Source organism: Corynebacterium macginleyi (assembly GCF_003688935.1).
GTDB lineage: Bacteria > Actinomycetota > Actinomycetes > Mycobacteriales > Mycobacteriaceae > Corynebacterium > Corynebacterium macginleyi.
The window spans coordinates 104,977-127,075 of sequence record NZ_REGE01000003.1 but is presented as its reverse complement, the minus strand read 5'-3'; the positions used below and the strand labels follow the sequence as shown (position 1 = coordinate 127,075).

The following is a 22,099-nucleotide window of genomic DNA, read 5'->3' as shown; positions in this document are numbered from 1 at the left end:
GGTCACAGACCATGATTTTGTCCACGATTTGTGGGCAACCCCACGCCTTCGCCTTTGGATTGGTCCTGCTCTCGGGCCTGTCCACCTCCATCGGCGGGGTGCTGGCGGCGGGAAAGCACCAGCCAGGGCCCGCGTTTATGGCTGCGGCCCCAAGCCCAGTGCGTAGGTCGCAGCCGGAAAGTGACCTTTAAAATGGAAAGACTCTTCACTTAAGAGAAGCATCCTACGAGAGATCCTTACTTACTGCAAAAGTTACATATCCTTTTGATTGGCTGATTTGAGGAGCCTAGTTAAGAACAAAACTAAGAAAATGCTTCCAAACACCACGACTGCGATGAACATCTGTTGAGCTTGCTCAAGCAGCCGTGTTGCTTCGTCCAATGCATCTCCTGTGTGGATATACATGAGCGCATTGTGTACTGCATTAAACCCTATAGCAAATGCGACGCAGGTAATTAATAGGGCCGACAGCTCGACAATCCCAAAAAAGATTTTCATTTTCCTAGCCTATGTGGTGGCACTGTTCCCCACGGAATCTATCAGCAATGAACAAACGTGCGCTGAATCTTCCCGCCGTTACGGTTTTGATAATCGACCCTCCAGTTGTAAATGGTCGAAGGGACTCATATTGCACGCTCTCCGTCTCTATATAGTTTCCGGATCCGATTATTCTATGCTGCCGGATCCACGTGTTGGACGTCCCCTCCTTCGATGATTTGAAAGGAGTGATCTTGTGTGGAGGTGCCTGTTTCTGCTTCGATAGCGTTGGCCGCACCCGCTGGCGTAATTACGGCCATAGCAGCCTATACAGAAAGGATTAAGAACTATTAAGCATAATTAAAATATCGCATAGCCCCCTTAGTGATTACAACGGCATCTTGATGTGTTTTGTGCCACAAGAAAAATTATACGAAAGCCTATGCCGGCGGCTTAGCCTCTGCAAGTGAGAATAACGGGGGAGTCAAATATGAGTGCTTCAGGATCGTCCATGCAGTTTATGAAATCTTTAGTGCTGCGCCGCCGAGGTGGCAGATGGTGAGCCTGTTGAGGCCTTAACAGCCATGACGATGCAAGCGATGATAAGGCCGAGGATAAGCCCACACACCATGGACAAGGCGGTTTCGGTAAGCCAGCTCAACCCGCCATTGTGGAAATGTTCAGTGGCGGCCTCGATAAGCCCATGCGGCTGGTCTACCCCGAATTCGTGCAGGCCCGTGGTGACGATATGCCCGCCTACCCACAGCATGGCGGCGGTACCGATGACGCCGATGATATCTAGCACGATGGGCATGCCCTTGACCAAGGCATTGCCTAGCGGGGATTTGCCATCGCGGCGCTGGGTTAAGGCCAGACCGATGTCATCCATCTTGACCAGTAGCCCCACGGCACCGTAGACGCCCAGGGTTAAGAGGATGCCTACAGCAATGAGCGCTCCGAGGCGTAGCCAGAAGGGCTGATCGATCACCTCATTTAAGGAAATCACCATGATTTCAGCAGACAGGATGAGGTCGGTGGTAATGGCGGATTTCACCAGGCTATCTTCGGCCTCAGGGCCCTTGTGCTGGACAGTATCGGTGGCATCGCTTGGGGTGGAGTGGAAGAAAGAAAGGATCTTTTCTGCGCCCTCGAAACACAAATAGGCTCCGCCACACATCAAGATGGGCGTGAGCGCCCACGGTGCGATCCACGACAGGATCATTACGATGGGTAGGATGATAACCAGCTTGTTGATGAGCGAGCCCTTGGTGATACGCCAGATCATAGGCAACTCGCGCTGCGGTTTGATGCCCTGCACGTACTGCGGGGTCACCGCGGCATCATCGACGACGACACCGATCGCCTTCATGGATGCCTTGCCACCTAAGGCGGCCACATCGTCGACGCTAGAGGCGGCGGCGCGGGCTATCAAGGAGACATCGTCAAGCAGGGCAAAAAGGCCACCAGCCATGGTTTATCCTTCGGGGCTTAAAGTTATATCATCTGACCAGAACAAGTCTATGCCGCGGTGGGCGAGCCAGGCCATAGCATCGTCGCCATGGCGAGTAATGCCCTCGACTGCGTTTAAGGTGGCGTCGATAGCAAGTTCGGCTTCTTCTGCGGAAATGAGGCCCGCTGACGTTGCTGCGGAGAGCTCGTCGATGTCGAGCACGGTGATGGGCTCGCCGGTGGTAGTCACCAGGTCGACGTAAAGATCGCGGGTGATCCACTCGTCGCCCTGGCGCTGGATTTTGGCTACGTCAATATAAAAGTCCTGCTCCACCTCAATGCCGGGGCGGAAGTGGAAGATATTTGCGCGCAGGTTAAGGCCTGGTAGCAGCCAGGACTCGAGGTAACCGAACCGTGGGTGGTTGGCGCCGCGGGCCATATAGAGACCAAAGTCAGTTTCGGTATAGGTATCAACGTGGCGCAGGTAGCCCTTGGGATCGGTATTAGTGAAGTCTGCGGTGTTAAAAGTCTCCTGCTTCACTGGGTGGAGATCAACGGCCATTACTTCGCGTCTAGGAAGGCGACGGTAGGGGCGAAATCGCAGCGCGCTTCGGTGGTATTGACCGAGCCGGAGAGTATGGCGATAACCAAGCCCTTGCCCGTATGGCCGGTGCCGGAGAGCGTCGTGGGTCCATCTTGGTTGATGCCGTTATTGTGCAGCGGTGTAATGCCGGTTTGCAAGGTATTGATATTGAACCACTGGACGTGCATTCCGCCTTGATCCGGTGCTGCCGGTGGGGTGCCAAGGGCGGTAAAGAGGAAAGCAGTCTCGCCCTCGCCGGCGCCAGGGGCGGGAATCTGCGTGGGACCGGGAACCGCGATGGCAGAGCCGGTGGCGGCGTCGGTGCCGCCGATGCAGCGCGCGGAGACGGTGGGCCAATAAAATTGCCGGAAGTGCGGGTTATCCCCCTGAGGCAAGGCGACGCCCCCATTACCTTCGCCGGTGCCAGCAAGGAAGGTTAAGCTTGAAAGAATCGCATTGCGGGCGTCTTCAGGAATCCACGGCTGTGCAGCAAAGGCGCGCACACGGTCCTGGGTCTCCGGGGTGGGCCGGCCGAGTTCATCCAACGGGCTGGCAGGCATGTACTGCTGTGCCAGCGAGGAGAGATCTGGGGCAAAGGCCTGTGCGGGCGCGACCAGGGGAGAGGCGAGGCCAATAAGTGCGGCGGTGGCAGCGGCGATATAGCCGGTGCGCCCGCTTAAGTGCCAGGAATTTTGGGCGTTGCTCACGGTATCGGGTCCTTGTTCTATAGTAGAGGAAAGCAGTATCGGCCCAATAGTGGTATCAGGACCAGAAATAACTCTAATAACGATAGCGATACGTTGGGAAGTGTCAAGTACTAGGTCGTTTCCGGCCAGCAAAGCGTTACAGGTGGCATAGGTCGCGTCTTGGCTGCCCGATGCTGCACTATGCCCTGTTAGGGGGTATCGTAGGACGTCGTTCATGAACATTTCTTGCGCACCAGCGCTTGTAAATCCTGCGAAGGAGAACCCAACTAGTGAGTAATACCGAGTTCCGTAATGTTGCCATTGTGGCGCACGTCGACCATGGCAAGACCACGTTGGTTAACGGCATGCTGGAGCAGTCCGGTGCCTTTGGCGAGCACGGTGAGCACACGGACCGCGTCATGGACTCCAACGATCAGGAGCGCGAGCGCGGCATTACCATTTTGGCCAAGAACACCGCCATCCGCCGGCAGGGTCTAGGCAAGGACGGCGCAGACCTCATCATTAATGTCATCGATACTCCGGGCCACGCCGACTTCGGCGGCGAGGTCGAGCGTGGTATTTCCATGGTGGATGGTGTCGTGCTGCTTGTCGATGCCTCCGAGGGCCCCCTCCCGCAGACCCGCTTCGTCCTGACCAAGGCGCTAGAAGCAAAGCTGCCGGTCATCATCTGTGTGAACAAAACCGACCGCCCCGATGCCCGCATTGACGAGGTTGTGACCGAGTCCCAGGATCTGCTGCTGGAAATCGCCGCGGGCCTCGAGGACGAAGAAGCAGCAGCGGCTGCGGAAGAGCTTCTCGATCTCCCGGTCCTTTACGCCTCTGGCCGCGCCGGTATTGCCTCCACCGAGAACCCTGGCGATGGCAACATTCCTGACGGCGAGGACCTGCAGGCGCTTTTCGATGTCATCTACAATGTCCTGCCCGAGCCTTCCGCAACCGTCGATGCCCCGTTGCAGGCGCATGTGACCAACCTCGATGCTTCCGACTTCCTTGGCCGTATCGCGCTGCTGCGCATCTACGCCGGCCGCATCAAAAAGGGCCAGCAGGTGGCTTGGATTCACTACGACGATGAGGGTAACCAGCACACCAAGACCGTCAAGGTAGCCGAGTTGCTGCGTACCGTCGGCTTCGAACGCCAACCGGCCGAAGAAGCCATCGCCGGCGATATCGTTGCCATTTCCGGTATTTCCGATGTCATGATTGGTGATACCATCGCCGATCCGGAAAACCCAGAGGCCTTGCCGCGCATCACCGTTGACGAGCCAGCTATCTCTATGACTATCGGTGTCAACACCTCGCCCATGGCAGGCCGTGGTGGCGGCACCAAGCTGACCGCCCGCATGGTTAAGGCTCGCTTGGAACAGGAGCTTATCGGTAATGTCTCCTTACGTGTTCTGCCTACCGAGCGCCCCGATACCTGGGAAGTCCAGGGCCGCGGTGAGATGGCTCTGTCAGTGCTCATCGAATCCATGCGTCGCGAGGGCTTCGAGCTGACCATCGGTAAACCGCAGGTGGTTACCCAGCAGATCGATGGCAAAACTTATGAGCCCTATGAGATCCTCACCATCGACTCTCCATCGGAGCACCAGGGTGCCATTACCCAGCTGCTAGCTTCTCGCAAGGGCCAGATGCAGTCCATGGACGTACGCGAGGGTGATTGGGTCCGCATGATTTTCCGTATTCCCGCCCGTGGCCTCATAGGTTTCCGCACTCAGTTCATGACCGAGACTCGCGGTGCCGGCATCGCCAACTCCATCTCCGATGGCATCGACGTGTGGGCCGGCGAAATCAAGTCCCGCGCCACCGGCTCCCTGGTGGCTGACCGCACCGGCCAGATCACCCAGTACGCACTGATGCAGCTGGCTGATCGCGGCAACTTCTTCGTCGAGCCAGGCGCCGAGGCTTATGAAGGCATGGTGGTGGGAGCCAATAACCGCGATGAAGATATTGACATCAACATCACCAAGGAAAAGAAGCTGACCAATATGCGCTCTGCCACCGCAGATGCCACGGTCACCCTAGCTAAAGCCCACACGCTCTCGTTAGAAGAAGCGCTGGAATTCTGCGGCAACGACGAGTGTGTCGAGGTCGCCCCAGACGTGCTGCGCGTGCGCAAGCTGGAACTTTCTGCCACCGACCGCAAGCGGGCTGCTTCTCGCGCCAAGCAGATGAAGAAGTAACCTGCAGTTCCAAGTAGCGTTTGCGGTTGATACCGCAAACGCCGCGATAAACGCCGTCTTCTCCTGCCAAAAGTTTTTACAGCGGAGGAGGCGGCATTGTCGTATTTCACCTGTTGCTTTAATTCTTTAATACGATTGGGTAATTCTTTGATGCGGTTGCACACCTCCCGGCGTTTCATTTCGGGCGCGTCCTACTTGAGTAGGGGATAGGCCCCCTTAATTTCGTGGGGAATATTCAAAAGGATGACGTATTTGGCGCTACGTGCACCGTCTCGTGCAGCAGCGAGCCAATAAGAAGACCGGCGCGCAGAATCCCGGTGTGGCGGCAAGAAGGTACTAAAGTAGTCTGGGATGAAAAATAGTCTCAAGGCCCGTGCACTTGCTCCCACAATGGCTATCGGTTTCGCGTTTGTCAGCGCATGTTCGGCCAATCCTGGCCCACCGCCGGTGGTAGAAGACTCGGAGGAACAAGAATCTACCGCTCAAGAAGCGGAATCAACCACTGCGGTGCCGGAAGATGAACCGACGCGCGCGGAGGAAGATAATTCGCGTCCCACCATTTCCATCGGCGTTGATCCTCTTCGTGCCGGTCTCAACCCACACCTGGTGGCCAATAACTCTGAGCTCGTGGAACAAATCGCCGAGCTGGTTTTGCCGTCGACTTTTCACTGGGGCCGCATGGATACAGACGTCCTGGAATCTGCCGCGGAAGTCACCGCGCCGGAGGGGGTGGCCCAGCGGGTGCGCTACGTTATTGCCTCTCCCGCACAGTGGTCCGATGGCACCCCGATCTCGGGGGCAGATTTCAACTACTTGTGGAAGCAGATGACCACGACCGCAGGAGTCAAGGACCCGGCAGGCTACCGCGCCATTTCCGCAGTGACTACGTCTGAGGGCGGGCGCGTGGTCACCGCAGACTTTGCCGAGCGAGTCAAAGATTGGAAGCAGCTATTCAATCAGCTCCTTCCTTCCCATTTGCTGCAAAATTCCGATTTTGATTCGGTACTAGCCAATGACATCCCCGCCTCGGCCGGCCGCTTCTTGGTCGATAGTGTGGACCGCAGCCGCGGGGTCATCACGCTTAACCGCAACGATCGCTTTTGGGGCGCTGACCCCGCTCACATCGATGTCATCCAATTGCGCGAAGTGCGCGATAGCACCCAGGCGCTGAATATGTTGCGCTCCGGTCAGATTGGGTTCGCGGATTTCACCCCGGATCAAACCTCCCAAGAGGCCCTTGGTTTGCTGGGGCACGTGAGCGATAAGACGGTGACTCGCCCACGCCAGCTGCGTTTGCACATGTCTACCCAGCAGGGCGCCTTGGAAGATATGGCTGCTCGGCGGGGTTTAGCCTCGCTTATCGATACCGGTCAGGTAGCCCGGCTTGCCACCGGCCGCGCATCCAACCTGAAGGTCGGGCATAACCCGGTCTTCGGGGAAGCGGACCTGACAGCCCTGCGCGAGCGCGCCAGCGAGAAGCCTATCCGCTTCGCCGTCGATCCCACTAACCCGACGGCTTTGGCTGCGGCAAATACGCTCCACGATATTCTCCGAGCCCACGGTATTCCCGCTGAGGTCACCACCGATAGGCTTACCACCATTACCTCTAAGCTGCTGCCTGAAGGACAGGTTGATGCGGTGGTGACCTGGGAGGACATCACCTTAACCTCGCTCTCGGCCGCCAATATTTTCAATTGCACCGAAGACCAGCCACTCGCCGGGGATTTATCCGGGTTTTGCCCTGATAATGCTGCCGCTATGCGCATCGACATCCTCTCCGGAAGGATCAGCCCCTCCACAGCGCTAGAGCGAATTCGCGAGATCAATGCGCAGGACGTGCTGTACGTCCCGCTCTTAGATGAAACGCGTATGCACGCGCTGGGCGAGGGTATTGTAGGCCCTGGTCAAACTGTTGATGATTGGGATAAAGGTCTGGTTACCGCGCCGGTTTGGAGGATAGATGAGGGATAAGGACTTGGTGGGCTACCGCGTCGTTGCGGTGCACGCACACCCCGATGATGAAACGCTCTTTACCGGAGGCACCCTCGCTACGCTGGCCGCGCGCGGCGCGCAGGTCACTGTCATCACTTTTACCCTGGGCGAGGAAGGCGAGGTCATCGGCGCGCCCTATCAAGGACTCGCTGAACACGATCAGCTCGGCGGCTTCCGCGCTCATGAACTGGCTTGTGCCCTTTCCTTGTTAGGAGCAGAGGGCATCCAACTGGGTGGATTTGGCCACTTCCGAGATTCTGGCATGGTGGGATCGTCCTCTCATGATAACCCTCGCGCGCTAGTCAATCGCGTGGACGAGGCAGTCGATCTGCTCCGCGTGGAATTGGAGATGCTTCAGCCACACGCCATCTTGACTTACGGGCCAGATGGCGGCTACGGCCACCCGGACCACGTGGCGGTGCATAGGGTGGTGGAGAAGGCGGCATCGGCAAGCACGCGCATTTGGTGGGCGATCTTTGACCGTGCTGCTAATTACGCCGGGCTGGATAAGCTCGAAGCGCCTGCGGGCTGGTGCAAACCCGATGCCGCGTACTTGGACAATTTCACCACCGCCGACGCAGATCTGACCTTCGCGCTTGACGGTGCCGCCCTAAACGCGAAACGCGCCGCCATGCGTGCCCACGCCACGCAAATCTGGCTGGCCGACGGCACAACCTCTGCCACCAACCCCGCTGCCGCCGTGGCCGCCCTGCACGAACCCCTCGCGGTGCCCGGGGCCTATTGCTTATCCAATAGATTGCTCATGCCTTTATTGTGCGCCGAATATTTCCAACTCGGTCGAGGCGAGGGCGCCCGCGAGCTTTTAGGTGGACTATAGTGCGCACGAATTTTAGCCGCGGCGAGCAAGTTGCAGGGCTTATCTGGCTATCATTGGGCGCGCTGCTCTCGCTGTTTCTGGAGGTCATTTACTTGACCGCCCGGATCCCGCTGGCCAATGGTGCGAGCATCGCATTCCCGATTACTATCGTCATCGCTGCCGCATTCAATGTGGTGTTAACTCGCACCGCGCGGCTGTGGAGTGATAGTACGTACATCGCGGCTATCCCGGTCATCGTTTGGGGCCTGGTATTTTTCGGGCTGATGCTCTTGGTGCCGATTACCGGAGATGTCATAGTGGGCAATGATATTCTCAGCCTGCTCCTGTTTTTGGCGGGAATGGGCGGAGGCGTTTGGCCTTTCCTCAAGCAGAAGTGACATACTATATTCCATCCCCACACCCATGAGATCAGGAAGATTCAAGGATTCTCCATGACTTATACAATTGCTCAACCTTGCGTTGATGTAATGGACCGCGCCTGTGTTGAGGAATGCCCCGTCGATTGCATCTACGAAGGCAAGCGCATGCTCTACATCCACCCAGATGAGTGCGTGGACTGCGGCGCTTGCGAGCCCGCATGCCCGGTAGAAGCCATCTTCTACGAGGATGACGTTCCCGATGAGTGGATCGATTACAACGATGCTAACGCAGCATTCTTCGATGACTTGGGCTCTCCCGGTGGAGCGGCAGCCCTTGGCCCGCAGGATTTCGATGCGTCAATGATAGCCGCGCTGCCCCCACAGAATCAGGAGTAATTCATGGCCCGCACACCGCTAGGACAATCGCTTCCAGATTTTCCCTGGAACTCGCTGGCTGGCGCCAAAAAGAAGGCTCAAGAGCATCCAGAAGGAATCGTTGACCTTTCGGTGGGCAACCCCGTAGATCCGGTCGCGCCCGGCGTCCAGTTGGCGCTGTCCTCAGCCGCCGAGGCCCCCGGCTACCCGCAAACACAGGGCACGCCAGAGTTGCGCGAAGCCATCGCCTCCGCCCTTCACCGCCGCTATCGCATGGACGTTGACCGCGTCCTGCCGGTGGTAGGTACGAAGGAAGCCATCGCGTGGCTGCCCACCTTATTGGGCATGCGCGGCGAGACCGTCGCTTTCCCCTCGGTTGCCTATCCCACCTACGAGGTCGGTGCCCTCCTTGCCGGGGCTACGCCGCTGCGCGCCGACGACGATTTTCAAGATGCCTCCTTGGTATTTATCAACTCCCCGTCCAATCCCACCGGTCGCGTCGCCGGGGTAGAGGAGCTGCGCCGCATCGTGGCCTGGGCCCGCTCGACGGGTGCCATCATCGCCTCCGATGAGTGCTATATGGGCTTGGGTTGGAACGACGACAACCCGCCGGTATCCATCCTGGATCCGCGTGTGACTGACGGCGATAATACCGGCCTTATCGCCATGCATTCGCTGTCCAAGTCCGCGAATATGGCCTCTTACCGCGCCGGTTTTTTTGCCGGGGATAATGACCTCATCGCAGAGCTCTTAGAGCTGCGCAAACACGCCGGGCTCATCGTGCCAGGACCGATTCAGGAGGCGATGGTTGCCGCGCTTGACGATGACCCCACCGAAGCCCTCCAACGCCAGCGCTACGCCGCGCGCCGCGCCGAACTGCTCCAAGCGCTGATCGAGGCGGGCTTTACCATCGACCATTCCGATGCCGGCCTGTACCTGTGGGCCACCCGCGGTGAAGACTGTCGCGAGACCATCGACTGGTTAGCTTCCCTTGGCATCCTCGCCGCCCCCGGCGATTTTTATGGTCCCTCGGGCGCACAACACGTGCGAATCGGCTTGAACGGTACCGATGAGCGGGTGCGCGCCGCCATCAAACGCCTCGCTGGTGCTTGATGCTCCTCGCCCGCCTTCGCGTGGACTTTGGTGACGCCGATATCGTGCCGCTCTACCGCCGTGACCACCTATCAGGCAGCCTGGTTTTCTGCTCGCGCGATTCCGCCATTCGGCCGGTGTACCAGCGGATCTTCCTTGAGAGGACTCGCACCAGCTGTAGGGCGGCTGATCCGTTTTGTTCATTTGCTCATCGGCGTTGACACCTATCCCACGGCGCGTCTGGTTGCCCTCTATGACTTTTTCTCGTCCGCTTCAATAGCTGCACGAAGCTATATCTTTTATAGATCCTTCATCACATTCGGGGCGTCAGTTTTTCAGTTCACAGGGCTGAGGAACTACAATCAGGTAATTATTAATCTTAGGCATGAAAGGCGGCCCATGGCAGACCTCAGCGTTGCGCGCTTTGCGTCGAATTTTGGGCAATTCCTTAAATTTGGTCTTGTCGGCGGCTCGGGTACCGTTGTCAACCTTTTTGTATACTTTCTTGCGCAGAAACTATGCGGCGCGGCGGATATCTTTGCCGAGGATCCCTTTATGAACCTCTTCGGTTCTGAATTTCATATCCGCTGGTACCACGTCTTTGCCACCATTTCCTTCCTCGTGGCCAATACCTGGAACTACCAGCTCAACCGCATATGGACCTTCCGGACCGTGTCTAAAGTGTCCTGGATTCGCGGTTTCTTCCCGTTCCTTTTGACCGGAATCGGGGCGTTTATTGTCAGTCAGGTCATCCTGACGCTGCTCATGAACCCCAACTCGCCTCTGGGCCTGCCAACAGATGTCTTTGATAACTCCACTGGATTGCGGACCAAGTCCTATTGGGCGCAAGCCATCTCTATTGTCGTTGCGATGCCCATCAACTTCATCATTAACAAAATCTGGACGTTTCGGTCTACACCGAATAAGCCGGTCGTTGTCGACGAGGTTGCGCCGGTTTAACTACCTGCTCTTAGCTCGGCCTGGCGCTGCCGCCCTAGCTACCCGCCGCTTCGCCTCGATTGGCCCGACCACTCCGCACACTCCGCTCGCCCCCTCCTCGTCGCCCAGCCGACCCTTGCCCAGCCCGCCCCTTGCCCAGCCCGCCCCTTGCCCAGCCCGCCCTTCGCGCTCACCCGCGCGGGATGCAGGGGTTGCGTTATGCCGCTGGTGAGCGGCAAGGGTGGGGAGGGGCGTCGCCAAGCAAGTGCGTGCGCGACACCCGCCCCTTCGCTCTCACGGAGAGGAGCAAATGAAGGCCACCCGCCGTCCGCGGTGAGCGCGAAGGGCGGGTGGTGGGTGGTGCTATGGAGGTCGGTGGGTAACTAATCCTCGAGCTCGGCGTCAAGGCGGGACTGGTCCCGGCGGTTTTGCTTACGTCGGAGCGCGGGGGAGAGGAGGATGGCCGTGATCGCACCTACGGCCGAGCCGATAAGGTAGGGGGCGGCATCGGAAGGCGCGAAGCCGCGGTAAGCGATGCCGGAGAAGCAGACAAACATCGGGATTAGGTAAAGGGCGATTAAGGTCCAATTGGGGCGTACCGTAGGGGTGGCGATGTGTCTGCGCATCCAGGCGGCGCTGAGGGACGCGCCGGCCATGGAGGGGACGATGGCAAGGAGGGCGAGGAGGCTGAGGCGGCCAGGGAGGGACCACGCGAAGACGGCGGCGACGATGAGCTCGAGAAAGGTGATTGGGGTCAGTGTGATGGCGGAGGCCTTGGTGAGGATGTCGCGCTCGAACTCGTCGGTGGAGGCGCGCTCGATGTGGTTGAGGGACATGGTGGCGATGGCGTTAATCATGTTGTTCAGCTCCAAAGATTTCTTCGACTGTTTTGTCTAGTTCATGGCAGATGTCCAATGCGAGGTGCACGGACGGGGAGTAGTTGCCGCGTTCGATATTTGCGATAGTTTGCCGGGAGACGCCGACGCGCTCTGCTAGTTCGCCTTGCGACCATTCGCGCCAGCGCCGCCACTTGCGGACCATGTTGGGTTGGCCGGCCACATCATCACCTTTCCCGTCGTGTTTACATGACTTAATGTAAAGCAAACTTTACACTATGGCAAGGGTTAAACACATAAATGCCAATTCCAATACGGCTGCGTGGCGGAAATCGGAAGCTGTGGCTTGCGGCCCTTGAGCAGGTCACGGGTGGCTTTGATGAGGAGGATGACTTGGTCCAGGTGGTGCGTGACGTCATCGGCAGTAAAGCGCAAAACCGTGTACCCATGCGCGGTCGCGGCGTTTTGTTTGGAGCGGTCGGCCTGAAAAGCGAGGCTGTGGTTGTGGTAGGTCCAGCCGTCGATCTCCACGATGAGCTTGCCCATCAAAAGATCGAAGCGATATCCGCAAACGCGGGCGTTGTGAACAGGGAAAATTCCCTCGGCGCGCAGGGCACGGCTCACCTTCCGCTCCGGCGGACTATCCGCCCCGATCGCCGAAAGCCGAATCGTCTCCTGCAACGCCCGCGGCGCCCGGCCCATTCGCTTGCGGTCGCGCTCCAGTCGGCCGTGTCCCTTTTCGCCGCGATAGAACTCTTCCAGTAGCGGGCCACAGGCCCTGGCAATCTTCCGCGCAGCCCACAGAACCTGCACCACCGGCAATCCCTTGACCAGGCTTGTTGCCTTGAGGCGAGAATGCGAAACCCGGAAATTCTTACCCTGCAGCGTGCGCGGCCCCTCCGCCTCTAACGGAAACGTAAGCGGCCGGTCAAGGTGAATTTCCTGCGCGGTCTTGCCCGTAAAATGAATGCGGCTCAGTCCATGCGCCAGCGCCTTCGCCACGGCTAGCGGCGTCCACTCGTCGGTATAAATCCCCCGGTGCACGCGGTACAGCCTCCCTGCACGTACCCGCCTCCGAATCGCTTCCTTGCCCAATCCCTGCTCGCGCAATTGCGCGGTCGTCCATGCCCCCATGGCTTCAACCTAAAGAGCCGGTTGCCTCGCCGTCCAGACGAGTTACGCCAGCCTGTGGATAACTCGCCTAATTAGCGGCCTCGCGCCCCATTTCCGTCGCTGCCCTGTGGATAACCTCCCCTCACCCCTCCCTTTGCGCTCACCGTCTACCAGTTGTGAGCCCTACAGTGGCTCCTGGTGACCGCGAGGGGCGTTCGTGGCGGTTAGCCTCGCACGAAGCATTAAAACGTGGGCGTGGCGGCGACCGCGAGGAGCGAGCCTCTCGTCCAGATCCCTTGCCGTTCACCGCCCACGCTCTCCGATGCCCAGCTCTCCTCCCTGTGAGCGCGAAGGATGGCCCGGCACCCGTTGCGCTCACGGGGAGGAGAAAATACAGCACCCCGCCCAGCGCTGGTGAGCGCGAAGGGCGGGGCGGCAGGTGCGGCGGGCTGGGTGTGAGGTGGTGTAGGGCGCGAAGGACGGGGTTGGATGCACCGCTAGGTCAGCGGGAGGGTGGAGGTTGGGTTAATGCCGCGGGCTTTGGAATTAAGCACACCCGCGAGGGCGAGCACCGCGAACATGGCGGCGGCGGAGAGGAGTTGGGTGCGGGCGGTGGCATCGGAAAGCATGAGCGTCCCAATGGCTGCGAAGAGGGCCAGCGCAAACCAGGTGAGGTAGGGAAATGCCCACATGCGGATGGGGAGTGGATGCAGGGCTTCGAGTTGTCGGCGCAGGCGCAGCTGGCTGACGGCGATGAAGACCCAGACGATGAGCAGGGAGGCGCCGGCGGCGTTGAGCATGAAGGTGAGCAACCAGCCGGTATCGGCGTAGTTGAGGACGACCATGAGGGCGGAGAGCACCACGGACAGGGCGATGGCGGAGGTTGGAACGCCCTGGGGATTGGTGGCGGCGAAGATGCGCGGGGCCTCGCCGCGGGAGGCGAGGGAGTGCATCATGCGGGAGGAGGCGAAGATTTGCGCGTTAAAGGCGGACAGCAGCGCGAGGACGATGATGACCTCCATGATGCCGGCGGCACCGGGGATGCCGGCGCGGTCGAGAACCATGGTGAATGGTGATTCGGCGGCGGTGGAGGCGGCGTCCAAGCTGGAATAGGGAAGCAGGAACGAGATAACGAGAACGGAGCCCAGGTAGAACACGCAGATGCGCAGGATGGTGGAACGCACGGCTTTAACCAGGGATTTTTCGGGTTTCTCTGATTCGGCGGAGGCGATGGCGACGACCTCGATGCCGCCGAAGGCGAAGGCTACTGCGAGCAGACCGGCGCTGACGCCGCCGAGGCCGTTGGGCATGAAACCATCGGCAAGGAAGACGGACGTGCCTATGAGGGTGTGTCCAGGCAGGATACCGAAAATTAGTAGCACGCCGATGATGAGGAAGGCGACTATGACGATAACCTTGATGAGCGCGAACCAGTACTCGAATTCGCCGAAGGCGCGCACGCGCAGCAGATTGACGAGGCCGAAGATGGCGACGCAGATGGCGGCGGGTATCCAGGGCGGGACGTTAAACCAGGAGCCGATGAAACCTGCCGCGCCGGTAATTTCGGCGCCGAGGACGGCGACGGTGGCGCACCAATAGATCCACCCTTGGGTGAATCCCGCCCAGCGGCCGATGCCGTGTTCGGCGTACTCGGAAAAGGAACCGGAGGCGGGGATGACCGTTCCCATTTCCCCAAGCATTTGCATTACGAGGACGGCGAGGAATCCGGCGATAGCGTAGGCGATGAGCACCGCTGGGCCGGCGGCGGAAATACCGACGCCCGTGCCGAGGAAGAGACCGGCGCCAATGGTGGAGCCGAGCCCCATCATGGAGAGGTGGCGGACCCTTAAGCCAGAACCAAGGGTAGAAGAGTTATCAGACACTTTTTCATCGTATTTTCTACCCTCAGGGCGCCGTAATTGGGGTGGGGTTAATTCTTGTGCAGGTCTTCATTCAGTGCGACTGCCTCAGAGTTCCACTCCACGGCTTCGACGGCGCCGGAAACGGAATTTCGGCGTAGCAGCAGGCCGGAGGCGCCAGAGAGCTGAGAGCCTTTGACGGCCTCGCCATTGCTAACGCCCAAGGCTTCGGCCACCTTGCCAAATACGGCAACCTTGGTGCCAGCGGTGACGTAGAGGCCGGCTTCGACAACGGCATCATCGCCAAGTGAAATGCCGATACCCGAGTTAGCGCCTAGCAAGCAGCGTTTCCCGATGGAAATGACTTCCTTACCGCCGCCGGACAGGGTGCCCATGATAGAGGCGCCGCCGCCGATATCGGAGCCATCTCCCACGACGACGCCCGCGGAAATGCGGCCTTCCACCATGGACGCACCCAAGGTGCCGGCGTTGAAATTGACGAAGCCCTCGTGCATGACCGTGGTGCCCTCTGCCAAGTGGGCACCCAAGCGGACGCGGTCGGCGTCACCAATGCGTACGCCGGAGGGGACGACGTAGTCCACCATGCGGGGGAACTTGTCTACGGAGTAGACCACGACGGGGCCGCGGGAGGCGAGGCGGCCGCGCACCATCTGGAAATCGGAGATGGCGCAGGGGCCGTAGTTGGTCCAGACCACGTTGTTGAGGTGGCCGAAGATGCCGTCCATGTTGAGACCGTGCGGCTTGACCTCGCGGTGCGAAAGTAGGTGGAGGCGCAGGTAGGCGTCGTAGGTATCGATGGGGGCCTCGTCGAGGTCAGCGATGGTGGTTTCTACCGCCAGGCGGGCCACGCCGCGCTCTTCATCGGGGCCGACCAGAGCGGAGAACTGCTGCGGAGTCTCCTCCAGGCGCGTCGTGCCGGTGGTGTCTACTGGCTTATCAGTGTGAACTGCTGGGAACCAAACGTCCAAAACGGTGCCGTCGTGGGTAATGGTTGCCAGGCCACGTGCAGATGCAGAAGTCATGGTGGCTAGCTTAGCAATTACTGCCGGACTTGTTCGTGCTTGCCCTTGGGAACCACAAAGGACACGGCGAAGAGCGCGGCAGAGAGGATGATGACGGCGATGACTTGGCTGCGGGCGGAGGGATCAAAGAGCATGGAGATGGTCAGGGCGGCGAGTGCGGCGGCGGTCGCCCACGGCAACCAGGGGTAGCCGGGGACTCGGATACCTTTGATTTCGCCATTCGCCTTCAACTGCGGGTGCAGCTTGAGGAAGGAGGCGACGATGAAGGACCAGATGACCAACAGGCAGCCGCCGACGGCGTTGAAGAGGAAGGCTAGCAGTCCTGGCGGGTTCCAGAACTGGAGGCCCACCGAGGCGAAGGCGAAGACCATGGACAAGATGACGGCATTGACGGGGGAGCCGGAGTGGTTGGTCTTGAGGAACAACTTGGGCGCGCAGTGGTCCTTGGACATGTCGAAGACGAAGCGTGAAGTGGCGTAAATTTGCGCGTTGAAGGCGGACAGCAGGGCCAGCACAATGATGGCTTCCATAAAGCCCGCGGCAAATGGGATTTTGGCCGCCTCGAGCAGCAGAGTGAAGGGGGAATCGGCTGCAGCATCGGCGTCTTGAATCTGGCTAAACGGCAGAGCCATGGTGATAACCACGACCGATCCGATGTAGAAGATCATGATGCGCACGATGATCGCGCGTACCGCGGTGGCTACGTTGCGGGCGGGGTCTTCGGACTCGGCGGCTGCGATGGTTACTACCTCGATTCCGCCGAAGGCGAAGGCCACGGCGAGTAGGCCCGCGGCGAAGCCGGGCATGCCATTGGGCAGGAAGTTATCGGTGAAGTTGGTTGCGGCTCGGGAGAGATCCATGCCGGGCAGAATGCCAAGCGCCATAAGGAGTCCGATGGCGAGGAAGGCGACGATGACGGCGACCTTGATGATGGCGAACCAGAACTCGAATTCACCGAAGCCGCGCACGGCGGCGAAATTTATTACGGCGAAAAAGCCTACTGCAATAAGCGCGGGGATCCATGGCGCGATATCGAACCAACTGCTGATGATGGCGGCAGCGCCGGTAATTTCGGCACCCATGACCATGATGAGCATGAACCAGTAGATCCAGCCCATCGTAAAGCGTGCCCAGTGGCCGAAGGCTTGGCCGGCGTAGGTAGAAAAGGAGCCGAGTGAGGGGCGGGCCGCGGCGATTTCCCCGAGCATCCACATAATGAGTGCTATGAGAGCGCCGGCGACGGCATAGGAGATGAGTACCGAGGTGCCGGAGATTTGTATTCCCAACCCGACACCCAAGAAGAGGCCGGCACCCACCGCGGAGCCAAGGCCCATCATGGTGAGGTGTCGTGTTTTTAATTGTGTGGCTTCGGCCATAATTACCGCCTTGTGAGAGGTTATTTTTGCAGTGAAATGAACATTACACAATGCAACGGATCCAGCGGGACGCTACCATGGCGGCTTGTGACTTTAGATCTATTCGCCGACCCCATCGCAGTGACCAAGGCACTCGTCGATATCCCGAGCCCCTCCCACCACGAGGAGGCCATCGCGGATGCGGTGGAAGAAGCCCTGCGTGGTCTAGACGTGGAGGTCGCCCGCTTTGGCAATACGGTGTGTGCGCGCACGAACCGCGGGATGAATTCCCGCGTGATTCTTGCCGGCCACATCGATACCGTTCCATTGGCAGATAACGTACCGCATCGCATGGACACCACCGAAGACGGCGCCGATATTATGTTTGGTTGCGGCACCGTGGACATGAAATCCGGCATGGCAGTATATCTTAACGCCTTTGCTCACCTGCACGAATCTGCAGAGCTCCAGCATGATTTAACCGTCATCGCTTATGAGGGGGAAGAAGTATCCACTGAATTTAATGGGCTGGGCCATTTGCAAAAGGAGCACCCTGAGTGGCTACAGGGCGATTTTGCGCTATTGGGTGAGCCCTCCGGCGCGATGGTGGAAGCTGGCTGCCAGGGCACGATTCGCCTGCGCGTGACGGCCAATGGTACCCGCGCGCACTCGGCCCGTTCCTGGTTGGGGTCCAACGCCGCGCACAAACTAGCTCCCGTCATGACACGCATTGCGAACTACGAGCCACGCGAGGTCACCATCGATGGTTGCACCTACCGCGAAGGTCTGAACATCGTCCGCCTGGAGGCTGGTGTGGCCACCAATACCTTGCCGGACGAAGCCTGGATGTTTGTCAACTTCCGCTTTGCCCCAGACCGCAGCACGGAGGAGGCATTGGAGTACATTAAAGAGGTCATCGGCAAGCATGAGGACGTCACCATAGAAATCGACGACATCGCCGGTGCCGCCCTGCCTGGCCTGGGGCAACCCGCGGCGCGTGCGCTTGTCGATGCCGTCGGTGGCAACGTCCGCGCCAAGTTTGGTTGGACTGATGTCTCGCGCTTTGCCGAAATGGGCATTCCCGCCGTGAACTTCGGCGTCGGTGATCCGGGCTTTGCACATAAGAAGGACGAGCAGGTGCCTACGGCACAAATCACAGAAGTTTCTACCGCACTCCTGAACTATCTGAAGGGATAAACATGACCCCTGATCACATGCGTACCCTGCGCGGCCCGCTCTTGCTACGCAGCGAGGGAGAACAAGGATCCACCTTTGACCAGCGCCTGCTGGAATCCGGCGCGGATCACGAATGGCAACACGCCGATCCCTGGCGCGTTCTGCGCATCCAAGGCGAATTCGTCGCCGGCTTCGATGCGCTTGCCAAGCTGCCCAAGGCCGTGACGGTCTTTGGTTCGGCTCGTACTCAACCTGAGAATGCGAGCTATAAATTGGCTGAAGAGCTCGGCCGTAAGCTCGCCGAATCTGCCTATGCCGTCATCACCGGCGGCGGCCCCGGCATCATGGAGGCGGCCAATAAAGGCGCGCACGAGGCCGATGGCCTTTCGGTGGGCTTGGGTATCGAATTGCCGCACGAGCAGGGCCTCAACAAGTACGTGGACTTGGGCCTGAACTTTCGCTACTTCTTCGCCCGCAAGACGATGTTTTTGAAATATTCCCAGGCCTTTGTCTGCCTGCCCGGTGGGATGGGCACTATGGACGAGTTCTTCGAGGTACTTTGCATGGTCCAGACCGGAAAAGTCACCAATTATCCCATCGTGCTCATGGGTACCGAGTATTGGTCCGGCCTGCTGGAGTGGATGAAAAATACCCTTGCCGCCGACGGGTACATCAACGAAGATGACCAGGAGCTTTTCCTGCTTACCGATGACCCCGCTGTGGCAGTCTCCCACATCATTGAGCGCCACAAGGTCATGAGCGATAAGCGCATTAAGGAGCCGCGTTGAGCCTCGCGCGCGTGATGGCGATAGTCAATCGCACCCCGGACTCCTTTTATGACAAGGGGGCTACCTTTGGCATGGAAACCGCCCTAAAGCGCTGCGACGAGGTCATTGCGGCAGGAGCTTCCATCATCGATATCGGAGGGGTTAAGGCCGGCCCGGGCGAGGAGGTGGATAGCGCGGAAGAAATCGACCGTGTCGTGCCCACCATAGCCCACGTACATGAGCGCCACCCGGATGCGCTGATTTCCGTAGATACCTGGCGCAGCGATGTTGCCGAGGCCGCCATCGCCGCCGGAGCCAGACTGGTCAACGACACCTGGGCAGGCTGGGATCCGCAGCTTATCGAGGTCGCCGGCCACCACCGCGTGGGTTACGTGTGCTCGCATACCGGCGGGATTAACCCACGCACCCGCCCGCACCGCGTGCATTTTGATGACGTCGTCGCCGACGTCATAGCAGAGACTACCGCTCTGGCAGAAAAGGCCGCGAGGCTCGGCTGCCCGGAAGAGCTCGTCTTCATCGATCCCACACACGACTTTGGTAAAAACACTTATCATGGCCTGGAGCTCTTGCGGCGTATTGACGAGATCGTCGATACCGGTTGGCCTGTGCTCATGGCGCTTTCCAATAAGGACTTCGTGGGCGAAACCCTCGCGCGCGCGGTAGGAGACCGGGTAGCCGGGACGCTAGCCGCCACCGCCTGGGCCGCAGCGCACGGGGTGGCCGCCTTCCGCGTCCACGAGGTTGCAGAAACCGTCGACGTGATCCGCATGACCGCCGCCATTCGGGGCACGGCCGCTCCCCTCGACACTACCCGCGGACTGGCATGAGCGTTTCCGTCATCATTCCGGCGCTTAACGAGGAATCTACAGTGGCCGGCGTAATCCACGCCTGCCTTGCCGATGACCCCCTTGAAGTACTCGTCATCGATGCCGACTCCACCGACGACACCGCCGCCATCGCCCGCGCCGCCGGGGCCGATGTGCGCAACTGGCGCGATATCCTGCCTGAGCCGCCGCGCCCCGGCAAAGGCGAGTCACTGTGGCGCGGGGTCGCTGCCGCGCGCGGGGACATCGTGGTCTTTATCGACGCCGACCTAGAATCCGCAGCGCCCGGCATGGTCACAGCATTTGCGGCGCCCCTGCAAGATCCCAGCGTGAATATGGTCAAAGCTCGCTACCGCCGCAGTCTCAATGGTCAGCCCAGCGGCGGAGGGCGCGTAACTGAATTGACCGCCAAGCCGCTCATCCGGCAATTCTTCCCAGAACTAGCCCACATCGATCAACCCTTGGGCGGCGAATACGCCGTTCGCCGTTCGGCCGCGCTAGCAGTGCCCTTCGTGGAGGGCTATGGGGTGGAAGCGGGGCTGCTGGTGGACATCGGCAAGCGCGGCGGGCTGACGGAAGTAGACCTAGGCACCCGAGTCCACCGCAACCGGCCGCTTAAAGAGCTCGCCCCAATGGCGGATATCGTGGCGCGCACGCTGCTCTCGCGCGCCGGGGTAAGCGCGCCGATTGCTCAGCGTCCGCCGCTGCTAGGTAAGATTTAATCCATGCTGTCCTGGATTGTGCTTATCGTGGTGCTCATCGCGTTCATAGTGATCGGAACGTGGGTGTGGGGTTCAATTTTTGGGCCCGGGACCGTAATGGACCCACCCGACGAGCCACAGAGGGTCCTGGAAAATAACCGCGTCGCCGCAGCTCAGGGTCGCTTTGATGATGTGCATTTCGAGGTCGTTCCGCGTGGGTACCGCCAGGACCAGGTCGATGATCTGCTCGCGCACCTGGAGCAAGAACTCGCGGCCGCGCGGAAAAGTGGACAAAAAGAGACTAGGCTGGAAAGAAACGAAGATAGTTAAAGGAGCCTTGCCATGGCAGCAATGAAGCCACGTACCACCGGCGGAGAAATGGAAGCGGTTGTGGAGTCCCGCAAGATCGTTATGCGCATCCCGTCTGACGGCGGAGGGCGCATCGTCATCGAGCTGAGCAAGGAAGAGGCCGCGGAGCTCGGTTCTTTACTTACCGAGGTTTCTAGCTAGTCTGTATACATGCTCTCTCATATCGTCGACATTCTGGCCGATCCGAATGACGGCACGGTGCTTTCCGGTGCTGATAATTTTTCCCGCCTTGTTTCGGAGTCTGGCCATTCCTTTGATGTGGCCAAACAAGGGTATGTGACCTTAGTGGCCGGTGCTGGCCTGAAGCACAAAGGCGACGACATGGACATGGTCAACGCCCGCGAGGCGTATTTAGCCACCGGCCATTTCGCGCCCTTTGTCGAGTCTGTGACCGGCGCAGTGCAAGATGCGCTCGATGCAGGCTCGCTGTCTGCATCTACGCCCGCCTCGCTTCTCGAAGTTGGCGCCGGAACCGGCTACTATCTTGCCCACACACTTGATTCTATTGACGGCGCGCGCGGCGTCGGCCTCGATATCTCCCCTCATGCGGCTAAGCATCTGGCCAAGTGTCACCCGCGCGTAGGTGCAGTGGTTGCGGATGTTTGGCAGCGACTTCCCATCCGCGATGAATCTATCGACGCCATTTCTGTTGTCTTCGCCCCACGCAACCCGTCAGAATTTCAACGCGTCCTTGCCCCCGGTGGTCAAGTCATCGTACTGACTCCGGGCGCTGGGCACCTCGATGAACTGCGCAATCCCCTCGGTATTATCGGTGTGGAAGAGGGCAAGGTTGACCGCATGTATAAGCAAGCGGAAGGTTACCTGGAGCAAGCGGCCGACCCGGTAGATATTTCTTTCCCCATCCAGCTGGATAAAGCGGACATCGCCGCGCAGGTAGGAATGAGCCCGTCCGCCCGCCACATCAGCGCCGATGAACTGGCAGAGCGCATGGCGGCCCTGCCTCCCACGCTGACGGTCACCGCTCGCGCCCGGCTGGACCGCCTTCGCGCTGTCTAATCGGTGCGGCAGGTTTAACTGCACATC

The 22,099-nt window shown here is 59.6% G+C and carries 25 protein-coding genes; 15 read left to right on the top strand and 10 right to left on the bottom strand.

Annotated features, from left to right (window positions below):
- Positions 1 to 11 precede the first annotated feature (11 nt).
- On the top strand, positions 12 to 191 hold the full coding sequence (locus tag D9V82_RS03915) for a hypothetical protein (RefSeq protein WP_121911088.1): 180 nt from the start codon (positions 12 to 14) through the stop codon (positions 189 to 191).
- A 61-nt stretch (positions 192 to 252) separates the two neighbouring features.
- On the opposite strand, the gene D9V82_RS03910 is transcribed toward D9V82_RS03915, so the two are convergent.
- The 4 genes from D9V82_RS03910 to D9V82_RS03895 all read right to left on the bottom strand — a co-directional run bounded on the left by D9V82_RS03910 (position 253) and on the right by D9V82_RS03895 (position 3,216).
- The gene (locus D9V82_RS03910; RefSeq protein WP_121911087.1) at positions 253 to 498 is read right to left on the bottom strand and encodes a hypothetical protein; all 246 of its coding nucleotides are present in this window, start codon (positions 496 to 498) and stop codon (positions 253 to 255) included.
- Between the two features lie 508 nt (positions 499 to 1,006).
- Entirely contained in the window at positions 1,007 to 1,948 is a 942-nt protein-coding gene (locus D9V82_RS03905) for a DUF808 domain-containing protein (protein ID WP_121911086.1), read from the bottom strand.
- 3 nt (positions 1,949 to 1,951) lie between these two features.
- Positions 1,952 to 2,488, bottom strand: a complete 537-nt coding sequence (locus D9V82_RS03900; protein WP_121911085.1) for a ribonuclease FAU-1 family protein — start codon at positions 2,486 to 2,488, stop codon at positions 1,952 to 1,954.
- Complete coding sequence (locus tag D9V82_RS03895) at positions 2,488 to 3,216, bottom strand: Rv1157c family protein (RefSeq protein WP_204084038.1); 729 nt, start codon at positions 3,214 to 3,216, stop codon at positions 2,488 to 2,490. The genes D9V82_RS03900 and D9V82_RS03895 overlap by 1 nt, the downstream gene beginning before the upstream one ends.
- 269 nt (positions 3,217 to 3,485) lie before the next feature.
- Between D9V82_RS03895 and typA the strand changes: the two genes are divergently transcribed.
- The 7 genes from typA to D9V82_RS03855 all read left to right on the top strand — a co-directional run bounded on the left by typA (position 3,486) and on the right by D9V82_RS03855 (position 11,012).
- Positions 3,486 to 5,396 carry a translational GTPase TypA gene (gene typA, locus D9V82_RS03890; RefSeq protein ID WP_121911084.1) on the top strand — a complete coding sequence of 637 codons (1,911 nt, stop codon included), beginning with the start codon at positions 3,486 to 3,488 and terminating at the stop codon, positions 5,394 to 5,396.
- 351 nt (positions 5,397 to 5,747) lie between these two features.
- Positions 5,748 to 7,367 (top strand): ABC transporter family substrate-binding protein, encoded by a 1,620-nt coding sequence (locus tag D9V82_RS03880; RefSeq protein ID WP_121911083.1) that lies wholly within the window; start codon positions 5,748 to 5,750, stop codon positions 7,365 to 7,367.
- Positions 7,357 to 8,226 (top strand): PIG-L family deacetylase, encoded by an 870-nt coding sequence (locus tag D9V82_RS03875; protein ID WP_121911082.1) that lies wholly within the window; start codon positions 7,357 to 7,359, stop codon positions 8,224 to 8,226. Before D9V82_RS03880 ends, D9V82_RS03875 begins: the two co-directional genes overlap by 11 nt.
- Entirely contained in the window at positions 8,226 to 8,603 is a 378-nt protein-coding gene (locus tag D9V82_RS03870; protein ID WP_121911081.1) for a hypothetical protein, read from the top strand. Before D9V82_RS03875 ends, D9V82_RS03870 begins: the two co-directional genes overlap by 1 nt.
- A 54-nt stretch (positions 8,604 to 8,657) precedes the next feature.
- Positions 8,658 to 8,981 (top strand): ferredoxin, encoded by a 324-nt coding sequence (gene fdxA, locus D9V82_RS03865; RefSeq protein WP_121911080.1) that lies wholly within the window; start codon positions 8,658 to 8,660, stop codon positions 8,979 to 8,981.
- Positions 8,982 to 8,984: 3 nt separating this feature from the next.
- Complete coding sequence (dapC, locus tag D9V82_RS03860) at positions 8,985 to 10,073, top strand: succinyldiaminopimelate transaminase (RefSeq protein WP_121911079.1); 1,089 nt, start codon at positions 8,985 to 8,987, stop codon at positions 10,071 to 10,073.
- A 378-nt stretch (positions 10,074 to 10,451) separates the two neighbouring features.
- Positions 10,452 to 11,012, top strand: coding sequence for a GtrA family protein (locus D9V82_RS03855; RefSeq protein ID WP_121911078.1), 561 nt, complete (start codon positions 10,452 to 10,454; stop codon positions 11,010 to 11,012).
- A gap of 362 nt (positions 11,013 to 11,374) precedes the next feature.
- Here the strand turns inward: D9V82_RS03855 and D9V82_RS03845 are convergent, their stop codons facing one another.
- The 6 genes from D9V82_RS03845 to D9V82_RS03820 form a co-directional block, all read right to left on the bottom strand.
- Positions 11,375 to 11,848, bottom strand: coding sequence for a transcriptional regulator (locus tag D9V82_RS03845; protein WP_121911076.1), 474 nt, complete (start codon positions 11,846 to 11,848; stop codon positions 11,375 to 11,377).
- Positions 11,841 to 12,050, bottom strand: coding sequence for a helix-turn-helix transcriptional regulator (locus D9V82_RS03840; RefSeq protein WP_121911075.1), 210 nt, complete (start codon positions 12,048 to 12,050; stop codon positions 11,841 to 11,843). The genes D9V82_RS03845 and D9V82_RS03840 overlap by 8 nt, the downstream gene beginning before the upstream one ends.
- Positions 12,051 to 12,115: 65 nt before the next feature.
- A complete protein-coding gene (locus D9V82_RS03835; RefSeq protein ID WP_121911074.1) occupies positions 12,116 to 12,961 on the bottom strand; it encodes a type IV toxin-antitoxin system AbiEi family antitoxin domain-containing protein in 846 nt (281 codons plus the stop codon).
- Positions 12,962 to 13,437: 476 nt separating this feature from the next.
- Complete coding sequence (locus D9V82_RS03830; RefSeq protein ID WP_121911073.1) at positions 13,438 to 14,823, bottom strand: amino acid permease; 1,386 nt, start codon at positions 14,821 to 14,823, stop codon at positions 13,438 to 13,440.
- 47 nt (positions 14,824 to 14,870) lie between these two features.
- Positions 14,871 to 15,842, bottom strand: a complete 972-nt coding sequence (dapD, locus tag D9V82_RS03825) for a 2,3,4,5-tetrahydropyridine-2,6-dicarboxylate N-succinyltransferase (protein WP_121911072.1) — start codon at positions 15,840 to 15,842, stop codon at positions 14,871 to 14,873.
- 17 nt (positions 15,843 to 15,859) lie between these two features.
- A complete protein-coding gene (locus D9V82_RS03820; protein WP_121911071.1) occupies positions 15,860 to 17,218 on the bottom strand; it encodes an amino acid permease in 1,359 nt (452 codons plus the stop codon).
- A gap of 87 nt (positions 17,219 to 17,305) precedes the next feature.
- Between D9V82_RS03820 and dapE the strand changes: the two genes are divergently transcribed.
- Genes dapE through D9V82_RS03785 form a run of 7 tightly spaced genes read left to right on the top strand, consistent with a single transcriptional unit; the run spans position 17,306 to position 22,072 of the window.
- Positions 17,306 to 18,394: a succinyl-diaminopimelate desuccinylase gene (gene dapE, locus D9V82_RS03815; protein ID WP_121911070.1), complete on the top strand. Its 1,089-nt coding sequence runs from the start codon at positions 17,306 to 17,308 to the stop codon at positions 18,392 to 18,394.
- Positions 18,395 to 18,396: 2 nt separating this feature from the next.
- Positions 18,397 to 19,161, top strand: a complete 765-nt coding sequence (locus D9V82_RS03810) for an LOG family protein (RefSeq protein WP_121911069.1) — start codon at positions 18,397 to 18,399, stop codon at positions 19,159 to 19,161.
- Positions 19,162 to 19,175: 14 nt separating this feature from the next.
- Positions 19,176 to 19,988: a dihydropteroate synthase gene (gene folP, locus D9V82_RS03805; RefSeq protein ID WP_121911068.1), complete on the top strand. Its 813-nt coding sequence runs from the start codon at positions 19,176 to 19,178 to the stop codon at positions 19,986 to 19,988.
- The gene (locus tag D9V82_RS03800; protein ID WP_121911067.1) at positions 19,985 to 20,707 is read left to right on the top strand and encodes a glucosyl-3-phosphoglycerate synthase; all 723 of its coding nucleotides are present in this window, start codon (positions 19,985 to 19,987) and stop codon (positions 20,705 to 20,707) included. Before folP ends, D9V82_RS03800 begins: the two co-directional genes overlap by 4 nt.
- Before the next feature lie 3 nt (positions 20,708 to 20,710).
- Positions 20,711 to 21,016, top strand: coding sequence for a DivIVA domain-containing protein (locus D9V82_RS03795; protein ID WP_121911066.1), 306 nt, complete (start codon positions 20,711 to 20,713; stop codon positions 21,014 to 21,016).
- Between the two features lie 12 nt (positions 21,017 to 21,028).
- On the top strand, positions 21,029 to 21,196 hold the full coding sequence (locus D9V82_RS03790; protein ID WP_121911065.1) for a DUF3117 domain-containing protein: 168 nt from the start codon (positions 21,029 to 21,031) through the stop codon (positions 21,194 to 21,196).
- Positions 21,197 to 21,205: 9 nt separating this feature from the next.
- On the top strand, positions 21,206 to 22,072 hold the full coding sequence (locus D9V82_RS03785; protein WP_121911064.1) for a methyltransferase domain-containing protein: 867 nt from the start codon (positions 21,206 to 21,208) through the stop codon (positions 22,070 to 22,072).
- Positions 22,073 to 22,099 lie beyond the last annotated feature (27 nt).